The 13,075-nt window shown below is 57.8% G+C and carries 16 protein-coding genes; 11 read left to right on the forward strand and 5 right to left on the reverse strand.

Annotation, left to right across the window (positions count from 1 at the left end; all coding sequences use genetic code 11):
- Nucleotides 1-175 precede the first annotated feature (175 nt).
- Nucleotides 176-505 (forward strand): DUF6124 family protein, encoded by a 330-nt coding sequence (locus NVB75_RS06785; RefSeq protein ID WP_258346572.1) that lies wholly within the window; start codon nucleotides 176-178, stop codon nucleotides 503-505.
- A gap of 602 nt (nucleotides 506-1,107) precedes the next feature.
- Here the strand turns inward: NVB75_RS06785 and NVB75_RS06790 are convergent.
- Genes NVB75_RS06790 through NVB75_RS06800 form a run of 3 tightly spaced genes read right to left on the reverse strand, consistent with a single transcriptional unit; the run spans nucleotide 1,108 to nucleotide 3,063 of the window.
- Nucleotides 1,108-1,578 carry a MaoC family dehydratase gene (locus NVB75_RS06790; protein WP_063031147.1) on the reverse strand — a complete coding sequence of 157 codons (471 nt, stop codon included), beginning with the start codon at nucleotides 1,576-1,578 and terminating at the stop codon, nucleotides 1,108-1,110.
- A gap of 16 nt (nucleotides 1,579-1,594) precedes the next feature.
- Entirely contained in the window at nucleotides 1,595-2,428 is an 834-nt protein-coding gene (gene panB, locus NVB75_RS06795) for a 3-methyl-2-oxobutanoate hydroxymethyltransferase (RefSeq protein ID WP_063031149.1), read from the reverse strand.
- 14 nt (nucleotides 2,429-2,442) lie between these two features.
- Complete coding sequence (locus NVB75_RS06800; RefSeq protein ID WP_081253258.1) at nucleotides 2,443-3,063, reverse strand: LysE family translocator; 621 nt, start codon at nucleotides 3,061-3,063, stop codon at nucleotides 2,443-2,445.
- Nucleotides 3,064-3,193: 130 nt separating this feature from the next.
- Here NVB75_RS06800 and NVB75_RS06805 point away from each other — a divergent pair, with 130 nt between their 5' ends.
- On the forward strand, nucleotides 3,194-3,649 hold the full coding sequence (locus NVB75_RS06805) for an Lrp/AsnC family transcriptional regulator (protein WP_063031151.1): 456 nt from the start codon (nucleotides 3,194-3,196) through the stop codon (nucleotides 3,647-3,649).
- Nucleotides 3,650-3,847: 198 nt separating this feature from the next.
- On the opposite strand, the gene yiaY is transcribed toward NVB75_RS06805, so the two are convergent.
- Nucleotides 3,848-4,996, reverse strand: coding sequence for an L-threonine dehydrogenase (gene yiaY / locus NVB75_RS06810; RefSeq protein WP_076016933.1), 1,149 nt, complete (start codon nucleotides 4,994-4,996; stop codon nucleotides 3,848-3,850).
- 304 nt (nucleotides 4,997-5,300) lie between these two features.
- Between yiaY and NVB75_RS06815 the strand changes: the two genes are divergently transcribed.
- The 3 genes from NVB75_RS06815 to NVB75_RS06825 are packed head-to-tail and all read left to right on the forward strand — an operon-like array spanning nucleotide 5,301 to nucleotide 6,984.
- Nucleotides 5,301-5,735: a YeeE/YedE family protein gene (locus tag NVB75_RS06815; RefSeq protein ID WP_258346574.1), complete on the forward strand. Its 435-nt coding sequence runs from the start codon at nucleotides 5,301-5,303 to the stop codon at nucleotides 5,733-5,735.
- Nucleotides 5,736-5,740: 5 nt separating this feature from the next.
- On the forward strand, nucleotides 5,741-6,160 hold the full coding sequence (locus tag NVB75_RS06820; RefSeq protein ID WP_258348547.1) for a DUF6691 family protein: 420 nt from the start codon (nucleotides 5,741-5,743) through the stop codon (nucleotides 6,158-6,160).
- A gap of 47 nt (nucleotides 6,161-6,207) precedes the next feature.
- Nucleotides 6,208-6,984 carry a nucleotidyltransferase domain-containing protein gene (locus NVB75_RS06825; RefSeq protein WP_258346575.1) on the forward strand — a complete coding sequence of 259 codons (777 nt, stop codon included), beginning with the start codon at nucleotides 6,208-6,210 and terminating at the stop codon, nucleotides 6,982-6,984.
- Nucleotides 6,985-7,209: 225 nt separating this feature from the next.
- Here NVB75_RS06825 and NVB75_RS06830 read toward each other — a convergent pair whose 3' ends face one another.
- Entirely contained in the window at nucleotides 7,210-7,509 is a 300-nt protein-coding gene (locus tag NVB75_RS06830) for a hypothetical protein (RefSeq protein WP_017475289.1), read from the reverse strand.
- A 371-nt stretch (nucleotides 7,510-7,880) separates the two neighbouring features.
- On the opposite strand from NVB75_RS06830, the gene NVB75_RS06835 reads away from it, so the two are divergent.
- From NVB75_RS06835 to NVB75_RS06860, 6 genes are all read left to right on the forward strand, one after another.
- Entirely contained in the window at nucleotides 7,881-8,870 is a 990-nt protein-coding gene (locus NVB75_RS06835; protein ID WP_258346576.1) for an aldo/keto reductase, read from the forward strand.
- Nucleotides 8,867-9,457 (forward strand): flavodoxin, encoded by a 591-nt coding sequence (locus NVB75_RS06840; RefSeq protein ID WP_258346577.1) that lies wholly within the window; start codon nucleotides 8,867-8,869, stop codon nucleotides 9,455-9,457. The genes NVB75_RS06835 and NVB75_RS06840 overlap by 4 nt, the downstream gene beginning before the upstream one ends.
- 24 nt (nucleotides 9,458-9,481) lie before the next feature.
- Complete coding sequence (locus NVB75_RS06845) at nucleotides 9,482-10,474, forward strand: aldo/keto reductase (RefSeq protein ID WP_258346578.1); 993 nt, start codon at nucleotides 9,482-9,484, stop codon at nucleotides 10,472-10,474.
- Between the two features lie 62 nt (nucleotides 10,475-10,536).
- Nucleotides 10,537-11,004, forward strand: coding sequence for a cupin domain-containing protein (locus NVB75_RS06850; protein WP_258346579.1), 468 nt, complete (start codon nucleotides 10,537-10,539; stop codon nucleotides 11,002-11,004).
- A 228-nt stretch (nucleotides 11,005-11,232) separates the two neighbouring features.
- The gene (locus NVB75_RS06855; protein WP_177019868.1) at nucleotides 11,233-12,006 is read left to right on the forward strand and encodes a carboxymuconolactone decarboxylase family protein; all 774 of its coding nucleotides are present in this window, start codon (nucleotides 11,233-11,235) and stop codon (nucleotides 12,004-12,006) included.
- A gap of 121 nt (nucleotides 12,007-12,127) precedes the next feature.
- The gene (locus tag NVB75_RS06860; protein ID WP_258348549.1) at nucleotides 12,128-13,072 is read left to right on the forward strand and encodes an alpha/beta fold hydrolase; all 945 of its coding nucleotides are present in this window, start codon (nucleotides 12,128-12,130) and stop codon (nucleotides 13,070-13,072) included.
- The last annotated feature ends 3 nt before the right edge of the window (nucleotides 13,073-13,075 follow it).

Below are 13,075 nucleotides of genomic sequence, written 5' to 3' on the forward strand. Positions count from 1 at the left end.
GTGTGCATGAGCTTCATCTGTCGGACGTCCTTGTCTGTGTTTGATGGTGGCTGTGCGTAGGGCGCCCTCGGGCGCGCCGGTTTTTGTTAGGTTCCCCCGGTCTACTAACCTGCGTACAGCTGCCACCCCCTCGTTTAGTAGCAAAGGGGTGGAAGCCCGAGCAAGGAACTTAACGATGTTCAAGGTAACGCCGAATCCTCCGGGAACTCCCGATTTGAAACTCAACCAAGCCGCGCACCGTGCCTTGGATCACTATCTCAATCCCTCCTCCGCCAAAACCGCCCCGCCGTCAGGTGCGCTGTTCAGTGTGGCTGCAGATGCCAGCAGTGAAAGTTTGATCACCAATAGCTATGAAACCTTTGCCTCGGTCAGCGCGTTGCTGCTTGATCTGTCGGAGGATTTGAGCGGGAAAGACCGTGATGTGGCGTTGGCTATTCACCAGCTCAGTGAGTTGGGGGTGCTGTTGATGGGGAAACTGATGGATCGGGAGGTGCCGTGTAGCTGAAATCAGACGTAGTCCAATAGCACTTACCGTTCAGTGCACGCAATCGATTAGCCGCTGGGGTGTTGTAGGCATCTACAGCGGCTCAGCGACGGCACACGTGCCAAGGCACTGCTTTTCTCCGGCTATGCTGAATGCCGGCTTTTGGCCAGAAGCCGACATTCCTTTTTGCCTCAAGTGTTACCCTCCACGGACTTTACTCAAGGCCAAAATAGGACATACCGCCTCGCCTCATCATTCATGAATCCCCTCTTGCCCCCGTTGCGGATCCAGGTTCCAAGATCACCTCAACGCAGTCATCCTCCTACTTGCCGAACACCCGGTAGCCCGTACAGTCTTTTAAAGCGCCACTCAGAAGGCCTACTAATACGGTCAAACTATAGACCCGACTTACGCGGCGGTCGGGGAGCGAAACTTTGCGTCCGCCAAGTGAGATGGAGCATTAGGGTTGCGCATAGTGCGAAGGGCAATCCCACCAAAAGCGATATTTTATAGGTCAGCAATACTCCCGATGCGCCACCAACAAAAGCAGCTAGAGCGAGAAAACCCGCGTCTCGCATTTCCATTCCCGGTCGAAAAATGAGCATCATTAAGCGATGCATTCGTCATTTATCTGCAAGAGGTTTTATGCTGCTCCGTGATTCCCCGAGTAGTTTTTTCTCGGTTTCATTGGGAATAAGCCCTGTAGTTTCCGCGAGCAATACGGCCTGACCTGAGCTGTCGTTTATGATCACCTCGGCTTGCGCTCGATTTCGGTCGTCGATCGCCACAATTTTCCACACGCAGGTCAACTCGTCCCCCGCATAAACGGGGCGCTTAAAGCTAAAGCTCATTGTGGTGGCTAGCCAGCCCAACTGCCCTCCGATCTCGGTGACCAATGTTGCAGTCAACAAGCCATGAGCGATGACGCTATTAAAACCTTTGGCTTCTGCGTACAAAGTGTCGGAATGCACTGGGTTGTGGTCGCGGGATAGCGCTTCAAATTGAACGATTTCAGCATCCGAAAAAGTGCGTCTGATTTCAAAAGTATCGCCTTCCTCAAGTCCTTCAATTGCCTTCTGGCGTAGTGCGTTCATTGCTATCTCCGATGATCTAGAAAGTATGATCTGGCCCTGGGAATAAGCCCGATTCGACGTCTTTGGCAAAGGCGTGAGCGGCGTCACTCATCACCGTCCTCATATCCGCATATTGTTTGACGAATCGCGGCAGCTGACCATTGCGTAGTCCCACCATGTCCTGCCAGACAAGCACCTGAGCGTCGCAACCACTACCAGCACCTATTCCGACGGTAGGAATGGAGACTGTGTCGGTTATCCTCGTTGCTACATCGCCTGGCACCATCTCGATCAGCAGGCCAAACGCGCCAGCACGCTCGAAGGCCACGCTCAAGTCGATCAACTGCTGCGCATCTCGGCCTTTGCCCTGAATGCGGTATCCGCCTAGTTGATGTTCTGCCTGTGGGGTGAAACCGATATGGGCCATAACCGGTATGCCTGCGGCTACCAACTTCTCCACCTGCGCAAGCATCTCGGTCCCACCTTCGAGCTTTACGGCATGAGCGCCGCCTTCCTTCATGAAGCGCACTGCGGTCTGGAAACATTGCTCAGGCGATCCCTGATAAGAGCCAAAAGGTAAATCCGCAATGACCAACACCCGTTCGGTAGCACTCGAAACCGCCCTGACAAGAGGAAGCATCTCGTCAACTGTTACTGCTAACGTCGAGTTATGTCCAAACACGTTGTTGGCTGCGGAGTCGCCTACGAGCAACACCGGAATTCCTGCCGCCTCAAAGACTGACGCGGCGTACATGTCATAAGCAGTCAACATGGCCCATTTCTGACCTCGTGCCTTCATATCCCGTAAGTGTGGAATTCGTACCCTGCTGCGACGAGGACTGGTGTACGGAGCGTTATTTTGGTCAGACATATCGTTTCCTCACTTCAAATGAACAGCCGTTCGGCAGCAAGAACCACAGCGATTACGATCATCGCGGCGCCAGATATCCGGCTTACGTTGATAGCCGCTGCTGGACGTGAAGCAAGCACCTCTCCAGCGCCATAACCGACCGCGAGATAGACGACGCCGCAACTGAAACCGTGAATCAGACCTAACGCGACAATCTGAGCCCATACTGGCCATGCAGCTGAGACATCAGTGAACTGGGGTAGCAGCGCCAGGAACAACAAGAGAACTTTCGGGTTGAGACCGCTGACACACAATCCTTTTATTGCCCAGGCCATCCAGCCACTGTCATCATGGGATTTTCCTTGAGCAGGCAACGAAGGCTTGAGCAACATATTGAAGCCGAGCCATAAGAGATAGGCCGCCCCCATCAGCGTTAATGTCAGCAATGCATAGGGTATTTTTACCAGCACCCCGCCCACGCCTGCAGCGACGATCAGCGTGGCTACACAGTGCCCGGAAAGCATGCCGGCTACGGCGGGTAGGACACGGCCTCGTAAACCTGCCGATATCGCGTAGGCCCAGTCGACCCCAGGCGTGATAACAAACAAAAATGATACGGCCCAAAACGCCATAACCAGAGAAATAGCCACGGTCAAATCCTCCTTTTCCATCAATCCAGAGCGAAGCTCGACCCTGAAAAACTGTGATAGAAGGATAATGAAAGCGAAGTGGTATTATCTTTCGAAGTTGCCTACAGAAGCTGACTAGATTAGGAGGTTTTTCTTGATGGACCGTATTGACAGGAAGATTCTTGCGCAGCTGCAGCAGGATGGTCGTCAGTCGCTGACAGAGCTGGCCGACCGCGTGGGTCTCAGTTTGTCTCCATGCCATCGACGCGTTAGGGCGATGGAAGATGCGGGAGTGATCAAGGGTTATCGAGCTCAACTGTCCGCAACTGAGATAGGACTCAATTTCTCTTCCTTGGTATTCGTGACGCTTCGAGAGGGACACCAAAAGGCTGTAGCGGATTTTGAAGATGCTTTACCGCGTATTCCTCATATCACCCAAGCGCAGAGACTCTTTGGCGATCCTGATTACCTGCTGATGGTGGTAACAGCAGATCTTCCTGCATTTCAAAAACTATACGACGAAGAACTGTCGAGGTTACCGAACGTACAGCGTTTGACATCGACATTGGTGATGAAGCACGTCATCACTGATCGCCCCCTGCCGCTGGAGTGAGGTTTCAGCGTTGCGGATGACACCAGGAAGCCATCAAGTTTGACTGCCGCATCGGGCCGCTTTTGCGCCGACAGTAGCCCCTCGTGACAGCCCGCCGGCCAGCCAGTGAGCCACTCCAACCCTATCGGCGAACAAAACCAAAACACCCCGCACTTCAACCAAAGGCGGGGCGTTCTCTCCAGCATCACTTCACATCAATCACATCGCCGTATGAAAAATCTGCTCGATCTCATCCTGATTGGCAGGACGTGGATTGGTAAAGCCGCAGGCGTCTTTCATGGCGTTGGTTGCCAGGGTCGGAATATCGTCAGCCTTCACACCCAATTCGACGAGCCCGCTCGGAATCCCCACATCCGCAGACAGTTTACGGATGGCCGTGATAGCCGCCGCAGCCCCCTTCTCCGCATCCAGCTGCTGAGTCTCAACCCCCATCGCATGGGCGATATCCTTAAACCGGGCCGGGCATACGCTGGCGTTGAAGCTCGACACATGGGGCAGCAGGATCGCGTTGCACACGCCGTGAGGCAGGTCGTAGAACCCGCCCAGTTGGTGCGCCATGGCGTGTACATACCCCAGCGAAGCATTGTTGAAGGCCATGCCGGCAAGGAATTGCGCGTAGGCCATGTTTTCCCGGGCGGTCATGTTGTCACCCTGGGCAACGGCGGTGCGCAGGTTGGCCGAGATCAGTTCGATGGCTTTGAGTGCGCAGGCATCGGTGATGGGCGTGGCCGCGGTCGACACGTAGGCTTCGACGGCGTGGGTCAGTGCGTCCATGCCGGTGGCGGCGGTCAGGCCTTTGGGCATGGCGGCCATCAGCGAAGGGTCGTTGACGGATAACAGGGGTGTGACGTTGCGGTCGACGATGGCCATTTTCACATGGCGGACTTCGTCGGTGATGATGCAGAAACGGGTCATTTCACTCGCCGTGCCGGCGGTGGTGTTGATGGCGATCAGGGGCATTTGTGGCTTGGCGGATTGGTCCACGCCTTCGTAATCACTGATGTGCCCGCCGTTGGCGGCGCACAGGGCAATGCCCTTGGCGCAGTCGTGGGGTGAACCGCCGCCCAGGGAAATAATGAAATCACAGTCGCTGCGGGCCAGCAGTTCAAGGCCCTTCTCCACGTTGCTGACGGTAGGATTCGGTTTGGCGCCGTCAAACAGGGTGGAGTCGATGTCTTGCTGGGCCAACAGGCCGGCAACCTTGGCCGCCACGCCGGCTTTGGCCAGGCCGGCATCGGTGACGATCAAGGCTTTGCGGAACCCGTACTTGCGGATTGCGAGCATCGCCTCGTCGAGGCTGCCAATGCCCATCATGTTCACGGAAGGAATGAAGAAGGTGCTACTCATGATAAATCCTCTTTTTATTATGGAGACACGGGAGTCAGTGAGGTTTTCTACTCATCTCGCAGGTGATGCGGCGCGTCTTGTTGTCATCGTTGACGATCACAAGGCTGAGCCTAAACCTATGGCGTCAGACCGAAATGGTCCTTTAGCGGGCATTGACACCTCCTTTAGTACTGGAAGCAGGGCGTCACCATTCCATGGGGGGCGGCAGCAAAATCTGACTTGCACAGACCCAGACCCGCGCGGATGGTTATGATGCTTCGCTGATCAACAGCCCTCACCCACTCTCCTGTGCAGGAACTGCAAAATGAGCATTGATTGGATCAACTTCACGCCTTGGGCTTCATCAGGCGGAGGCGCCTTGATCGGGCTGTCCGTCAGCGTGTTTGTTCTCGCAAATGGCCGAGTCGCAGGTATCAGCGGCTTGCTGGGTAGCGTGATGCGGTTTGGCAGTGAGGGCTGGGGCGAGAAAGCGTTGTTTCTGCTTGGCCTGGTGATTGCGCCATTGCTGTGGGGGCTGTTTAGCGTCTTGCCACAGATCGAGATCACGGCACAGTGGCCGGCCTTGGTGATGGCGGGGTTGCTCGTTGGCTTGGGAACTCGGTACGGCTCCGGCTGTACCAGTGGTCACGGTGTGTGTGGGATCTCTCGATTGTCACCCCGCTCCCTGGTGGCGACCGTGTGCTTTATGACCGCGGGCTTTGCAACGGTGTACCTCATCCGCCATGTGCTGGGGGTTTGAAGATGATGACCAAGCTGAGCGCATTTCTCGCCGGGCTGATCTTTGGCCTGGGCCTGCTCCTGGCCGGCATGGCCAACCCCGCCAAGGTGTTGGCGTTTCTCGACGTGGCGGGGGCCTGGGACCCGTCACTCGCCTTGGTGATGGTCGGGGCCATCGCCGTGGCAGTGATCCCTATGAATTGGGCGCGCAAGCACAAACAATCCTTGCTCGCGGCCCCCATGCAGTTGCCTGTGAGCAGGGCGTTGGACATACGCTTGATAGGGGGCAGCGTGGTGTTCGGTATTGGCTGGGGAATTGCCGGCATCTGCCCTGGGCCTGCGGTCGCCATTCTGTTTACCGGGCACTGGCAAATTCTCATCTTTGTAGTGGCGATGCTGGCGGGTATGTATGTGTTTTCCAGCCTGGAAGGCCGGCGCACGTCTTGATGGGGGTTGACCCCGATTTTTACTGAGCACCACTCACGGACGGCTTCATGGAACGACTCCAACCTCGTGGCACTGATGCGGACGGTTATATCCTCACCGTGTCCAACGTCGAGACGCAGCCACAGTTTCAGGCTTTGCTGACGGACGTTTGCATGACGCTCGCGCGGCCGGAACCTTTGCTGGATGGGATTTATCTTTATGGCAGTGTCGCGAGAGGCGACGCCGTGCCGGGGGTTTCTGACCTTGACCTAACCCTTATTCTGCATAGCCCTCCTACCTCGCAGGATCTGGAAATGCTGGAGTCGAAAAGGCGCACGCTGGAAAGTCGGCATGCCGAAGTCACCAAGATCGATTTCGATATCGGTAGTCGTGCTGAAGTATTGACACCTGACAATCGATTGAGCTGGGGGTATTGGCTCAAGCATCACTGTCGTTGCTTATGGGGCAATGATCTGACCCAACGCTTCGACCGGTTCAAGCCGTCGCGCGATATCGCCATTGCCGTGAATGGTGACTTTGAATCCGTACTGACCCGGTATGCCGACCTTATCGACCAGGCGACCACACCGACGCAATCGCTGCGCTTGCAGCGAGAAGCTTCGCGCAAACTCATCCGGTCAACTCAACTGCTTCGCTCTGAACAGGACCTGATGTGGCCGCAAACACTGGAAGAGCTTGTCGAGCAGTTTGTTCAGCATTACCCGAGTATGAAAATGCAGATCTCTTTTTTCTTGTCCCAGGCAAGGAACCCGGATGCCAAGCCAAAGAAATTTACGACTCAGCTCCATGATTTTTTGACCTGGATGGCTACACAAACCGATTGAATCCATAATGCGCCTATGAAATCAGGGGCGATTCATGTACCCACAGACGGGTTATCACGCATGCCACTACCGCGAAATTCGATATCCATAACCCGTTGGCTGCTCCATGGGGTTACTGAATTGAGTGAGTCACTCTAAGCGTTCCAGGATCCTCATCGAAAGATACGCCTCCAAGCGACAACAGGCCTTGGACCAACTCCCCCTGAATGACCGATACCCCTCTTCTTATTGATGAGTATCAGCCTCCTCTGCGGGGTAAAACTCGCCCTCCTTCCCCATTTTTTTCAGCCGTTCGCGCACAATTACCTCAACGCTGGCTACGGCGGTTTGATCGTCAGGGTTGACCAACTGCAAGCACAGGCGTTGGACATTCTGATCGTGGGTGCCCTCGCTCATCATCTCGTGGGTGAAGACCTGTTCGCCACGCCATAGGCATAGCTGGGTATGCGTCTCGCCAAGCCATATTTCGTTGATTGATCCAAGGTCGGTTGTCTCTAGTTGATCGACGGTGATTGTCTTATCCATTGCGCTGTACCTTACCCATGAGTAGATACAGGTAGACTTACCGGCACAGCGGGTCGTTCCACACGTTGGCAGTTCAACCGGGCTAATGGTGGTTAAGCACGTCCCGGTTGGAACCAGGCCAATTGACGATTGAAGGCGGGCAGTACGAGCCGATAAGGGCAATCACATGACTGATCCTGCTGTTTCACATGCAAAATGGCCGCGTCTGGATCAACCTTGATCTCCCCTCCTTGGGGCTGATACTGCCAGCTTCGCCAGCTCCTCTCTTTCGGGACTGATGAGCAAATCTCATGAAGCCTTGCCGATTTACCCGTCTAGTCCTCAGTCGTTAGCGCGCTTACTGTCCTCCCCACGCCCAACGGGAGATCAACATGCACAAACGCACACTCGGCAACAGTTCACTTGAAGTATCCGCCCTCGGCCTCGGCTGCATGGGTCTGAGCCATGGCTATGGCCCGGCCACGGATACCGAACAAGCCATCGCACTGATCCGCTCAGCCGTTGAACGAGGCGTCACGTTCTTCGATACCGCCGAATTCTACGGCCCCTATATCAATGAGCAAGTAGTCGGCGAGGCGCTGGCGCCAGTTCGCGACCAGGTCGTGATCGCGACAAAATTCGGCTTCGCCGTCGGCGCCGACAATACAAAGCAGACTCTGGACAGCCGGCCCGAACGTATTCGAATAGCCGTCGAGGGTTCGTTGCGTCGACTGAAGACCGATTACATCGATTTGCTCTACCAACACCGCGTTGATCCGGACGTGCCGATCGAAGACGTCGCCGGCGTAGTGAAGGACTTGATTGGCGAAGGCAAGGTCAAGCACTTCGGCCTGTCGGAGGCAGGCGCGCAAACCATTCGTCGCGCCCATGCGGTACAGCCGGTCACGGCGCTGCAAAGCGAATACTCGCTGTGGTGGCGCGAGCCTGAGCTGGAAATCTTGCCGACCCTTTGGGAGCTGGGCATCGGCTTTGTACCGTTCAGTCCATTGGGCAAAGGCTTTCTCACCGGCACGGTGTCGGCCGAGGCCACTTATGGCAGTGACGACTTCCGCAGCATCGTCCCGCGTTTCAGCCAGTCGGCGCTGCAGGCAAATCAGGGTCTGGTGGTGTTGATCCGCCAGATTGCTGCGCAGAAACAAGCGACACCGGCCCAGATCGCGCTGGCCTGGCTGCTCGCGCAGGCACCGTGGATTGTGCCGATTCCGGGCACGACCAAACTGCATCGCCTGGAAGAAAACCTCGGCGGCGCGGACATCACCCTCGACGCCGCCGAACTCAAGGCCATTGATACGGCGTTGGCGCAGATCCGCATCGAAGGCGAGCGCTATCCCGAGGCCCTCAAGGCGCGCGTCGGCCGATGAGTAACGATCACGATCCGCTGCGGCGCATGGTGATCACCGCACTGGCCAGCGCTCCGCTGCTGTCGCTCGCTGACACGCAAGGCGCCAGTGAAATACCGCGTTCGGGCTCGCGGATTCTGGTCGCGTATTTCTCGCGCTCGGGCAATACCCGCGTGGTCGCTGGGCTGATCCAGCGTGGACTGGGTGCCGATCTGTTCGAGATTCGCCCCGCCCACGCCTATCCCGAGGACTATCTGCAAACCGTGGAACAGGCGCGCCAGGAACGTGACAGTGGCTTCGAACCCGAGCTGCAAAACACGGTTCACGCCCTCAGCGACTACGACACGATCTATCTCGGCTTTCCGATCTGGGGTGAAACCGCCCCGCCGATCGTGCGCGCATTCCTCAGCGCCCACGATCTGACCGGCAAGACCCTCATCCCCTTCAACACCCATGGTGGATATGGCCTGGGCAACAGCCGCAGTGTGCTGGTCAAGCACGCGCCGAAGGCCAAAGTGCTGGAAGGTTTTGTGATGGAGGGTGAGCAGGAGCGCAAGACCATGGAACGCGTGAACGGCTGGCTTAACGATCACCCTCTCACGTATTAATCGAATTCTGTACGGAGTAACTTCATGAAAATCCGCACGTTGGGCAATGGCCTGGAAGTGTCCGCCTTGGGTCTTGGCTGCATGAGCATGACGTCGGCCTACGGGCCGGCAGCCGACCAAGCCAGCATGATCAAGCTGATTCGTTCGGCCCACGAGCAAGGCGTCACCTTGTTCGACACCGCTGAAGCGTATGGCCCGTTCGCCAATGAAGAGCTGCTGGGCGAGGCCTTGCAGCCGATCCGCGAGCAGGTCGTCATCGCCACCAAGTTCGGCTTCGATATCGACCTGATCACCGGCGCACGTGGCGGCGGCACCAACAGCCGCCCGGAGCATATACGCGCCGTGGCCGAAACGGCGTTGAAGCGTCTGCGTACCGATTGCATCGACCTGTTTTATCAGCACCGGGTTGATCCTCAGGTGCCCATCGAAGACGTGGCAGGCACCGTCAAGGATCTGATCGCCGAGGGCAAGGTCAAGCATTTCGGCCTTTCTGAGGCGGGTGTGGAAACCATTCGCCGGGCCCACAAGGTGCAACCGGTCACGGCAGTGCAAAGCGAATATTCGCTCTTCTGGCGTGGCCCGGAGCTGGAACTGCTAGCCGTGCTGGAAGAACTGGGGATCGGCTTCGTACCGTTCAGCCCGCTGGGCGCCGGTTTCCTCACCGGTCAGATCGACGAGAACACGCAGTTCGACGCGAGCGATTTCCGCAATTTCGTCCCGCGCTTTTCCCCTGAAGCGCGCAGGGCCAATCTGGCGTTGGTCGATGTGGTGAAAGCCGTCGCGCAACGCAAACACGCCACGCCGGCGCAAGTGGCACTGGCCTGGTTGCTTGCACAGAAACCGTGGATTGTGCCGATACCGGGCACGACCAAACAGCATCGCCTGAAAGAAAACCTGGGCGCGGTCGAGCTGCAATTGACCGGCGACGATCTGCGCGTGATCAACGAACAGATGGCGCAGATTCGCGTGCACGGCGAACGTCTGCCGGAGTCGGCACTGAAAATGACCGGACTCTGAGTCTGCCCTATGCGACGCCATGTGCGGCGTCGCTTTCCCTGTCTGACCGGAGAACTAATCCGATGAACCGATTGATTGCGCCACTCGTTGCTTTGTCACTGATGGCGGCAGAGTCCCAGGCCGCCAGCGAAATCCGCATTACGCCGAACGGCTCGCAACCCTCGGTCAAAGGCGCGGCGCAAAACTTTACCGGCACGGTACGCGTTGATGGCCTTTTCAAAGGTGAACCGCCGGCGCGCATCGGCGGCGGCACAGTGACCTTCGAGCCGGGCGCACGCACGGCGTGGCACACCCATCCGCTGGGGCAAACGCTGATCGTCACTGCCGGCGTCGGCTATGTGCAGCAAGAGGGTGGCGCGCGTCAGGAAATCCGTCCGGGCGACAGTGTCTGGATTCCACCGAACACCCGTCACTGGCACGGCGCCACGGCCAGCAACGGCATGACCCACATCGCCATCGCTGAAGCCGAGGACGGCAAGACCGTCACTTGGGCGGAGCAGGTCTCGGAGGCGCAATACGCCGGCCAATAAAGTTACGGAATGTGTCGAAGCTGCTCGACCGGCACGTTCGCGGCACCCCCCCACGCAACCTCAAGGCCCCGTAACAAAAGGCCAGCACCGGGATTCCAGCAGTTATTGCAACGTCGACTCATGAGTTCTGCTCAGGAGTCCATGCGCTATTTCGGGGTTAATCGCCACAACCATCCTCCTTACGATCCAGCGACACCGCAGCGTCCCGCAATGGATGGAGCCTTCACGATGATCACTGACACTCGCAACAGCACTGCCCTCCCCACACTCATGGCGCTCTGCCTGAGCGTCGGGGCGATGTTCAGCGTCACCACTCAAGCAGCCGAGGCTTCGCCCACCATGACCAGCACACCCGACAGCGCAGCCAGCTTGTCGAGCCAGCAACAAGCCATTCCACTGATCGCGGCGTTCATGGCGACCAGCGACATGCCCAACCTCAACACGGCGCTCAACCAAGGGCTTGATGCCGGCCTGACCATTAGCGAAACCCGCGAGGTTCTCGTGCAGCTCTACGCCTACGTCGGCTTCCCGCGCAGCCTCAACGCCTTGAATGAATTGATGGCCGTGGTGCAGGCGCGCAAACAACGCGGCCTTGACGATGCGCCGGGGCGTGAGCCGAGCCGGGCGATTCCGGTCGGGGATGAGCTGCTGGCCGCGGGCACGGCGAATCAAACCAAGATCTCCGGCGCCCCGGTCAAAGGCCCGGTGTTCGAGTTCGCCCCAGTGATCAACCGCTTCCTGCAAACCCACCTGTTCGGCGACATCTTCGAGCGCGACAACCTCGACTGGCAAAGTCGCGAACTGGCGACTGTCGGTGCGCTGGCAGCGACGCCGGGGGTCGAGCCTCAGTTGCGCTCGCACATGGCGGCGAGCCTGCGCGTCGGTCTCAGCGCGGCACAGTTGCACCAAGTCACCGAGCTGCTGAAAAAGCATGGCGATGCACAGACTGCCGAGCGGGCCAACGCAGCGCTGGCCCAAGCCCTCACGTCGTCGAGGAAATGATATGAGAACTGCAAAACATTTGCTGAGCGTCACGCTGTTGAGCCTGTTGGCGGCCTGCGCGAACCACTCCGAAGGCCCGCTGCTGATCCAGAAACAAGGCAGCTTCGCCGCCGGCGGAACGATGACCACGGCACCGGGCACCTTCAACCCGCGCCAACCGATGACGCTCAACGGCCAGACATACCACGGTGACCACGCCTACGCCTTCTATCAAATCCCGGTAGACGCGCGAAAACTGCCCATCGTCATGTGGCACGGCGCAGGTCAGTTTTCCAAGACCTGGGAAACCACCGCCGATGGTCGCGAGGGTTTTCAGAACATCTTTCTGCGCCGCCACTACGGCGTCTATCTGATCGATCAGCCCCGGCGTGGTGATGCCGGGCGCAGCATGGTCGAGACCACCATCAAGCCAGTGCCGGACGAACAACTGTGGTTCAACCAGTTCCGCATCGGTCTTTGGCCCCGCTACTTCAACGGCGTGCAAGTGGCACAGGACGCCCAGACTCGTGAGCAGTTTTTCAGGGCAATGACGCCGAACACCGGGCCGTTTGACATGGGCGTGGTCTCCGATGGTGTGTCGGCGCTGTTCGACAAAATCGGCCCCGGCATCCTGTTTACGCATTCTCAGGGTGGCGGGCCGGGCTGGTTGACGGCGATCAAGAACGACAAGGTCAAAGCCATCGTGGCGTTCGAGCCGGGCAGCAGTTTCGTGTTTGCTGACGGTGAAGTGCCGGCGCCGATCCCCAGCGCGTTCGACACGGTGCAAGGCGCAGCGGTGCCGATGGAGCAATTCATGGCATTGACGCGCATTCCAATTCTGATCCTGTACGGCGACAACATCCCGGAACAGGCAGTCGATCTGCCCGCTCAGGACAGTTGGCGCGCACGTCTGAAAATGGCCCGGCTCTGGCGTGACGCGGTCAATCGCCATGGCGGTGATGTGCGACTGATACACCTGCCGGAAATTGGCATTCACGGCAATACCCATTTCCCCATGTCGGATCTGAACAACGTGCAGATCGCTGACCTGGTCGCGCAGTTCCTCAAAGAAAAACAGCTGGACTGACCC

Source organism: Pseudomonas sp. CBS (assembly GCF_024734645.1).
Lineage (GTDB): Bacteria > Pseudomonadota > Gammaproteobacteria > Pseudomonadales > Pseudomonadaceae > Aquipseudomonas.

Coding starts and splice junctions, on each gene's coding strand:
- NVB75_RS06785 (WP_258346572.1), top strand. CDS start 176: ATGTTCAAGGTAACGCCGAATCCTCCGGGAACTCCCGATTTGAAACTC.
- NVB75_RS06790 (WP_063031147.1), bottom strand. CDS start 1,578: ATGAACGCACTACGCCAGAAGGCAATTGAAGGACTTGAGGAAGGCGAT.
- panB (WP_063031149.1), bottom strand. CDS start 2,428: ATGTCTGACCAAAATAACGCTCCGTACACCAGTCCTCGTCGCAGCAGG.
- NVB75_RS06805 (WP_063031151.1), top strand. CDS start 3,194: ATGGACCGTATTGACAGGAAGATTCTTGCGCAGCTGCAGCAGGATGGT.
- yiaY (WP_076016933.1), bottom strand. CDS start 4,996: ATGAGTAGCACCTTCTTCATTCCTTCCGTGAACATGATGGGCATTGGC.
- NVB75_RS06815 (WP_258346574.1), top strand. CDS start 5,301: ATGAGCATTGATTGGATCAACTTCACGCCTTGGGCTTCATCAGGCGGA.
- NVB75_RS06820 (WP_258348547.1), top strand. CDS start 5,741: ATGACCAAGCTGAGCGCATTTCTCGCCGGGCTGATCTTTGGCCTGGGC.
- NVB75_RS06825 (WP_258346575.1), top strand. CDS start 6,208: ATGGAACGACTCCAACCTCGTGGCACTGATGCGGACGGTTATATCCTC.
- NVB75_RS06830 (WP_017475289.1), bottom strand. CDS start 7,509: ATGGATAAGACAATCACCGTCGATCAACTAGAGACAACCGACCTTGGA.
- NVB75_RS06835 (WP_258346576.1), top strand. CDS start 7,881: ATGCACAAACGCACACTCGGCAACAGTTCACTTGAAGTATCCGCCCTC.
- NVB75_RS06840 (WP_258346577.1), top strand. CDS start 8,867: ATGAGTAACGATCACGATCCGCTGCGGCGCATGGTGATCACCGCACTG.
- NVB75_RS06845 (WP_258346578.1), top strand. CDS start 9,482: ATGAAAATCCGCACGTTGGGCAATGGCCTGGAAGTGTCCGCCTTGGGT.
- NVB75_RS06850 (WP_258346579.1), top strand. CDS start 10,537: ATGAACCGATTGATTGCGCCACTCGTTGCTTTGTCACTGATGGCGGCA.
- NVB75_RS06855 (WP_177019868.1), top strand. CDS start 11,233: ATGATCACTGACACTCGCAACAGCACTGCCCTCCCCACACTCATGGCG.
- NVB75_RS06860 (WP_258348549.1), top strand. CDS start 12,128: ATGACCACGGCACCGGGCACCTTCAACCCGCGCCAACCGATGACGCTC.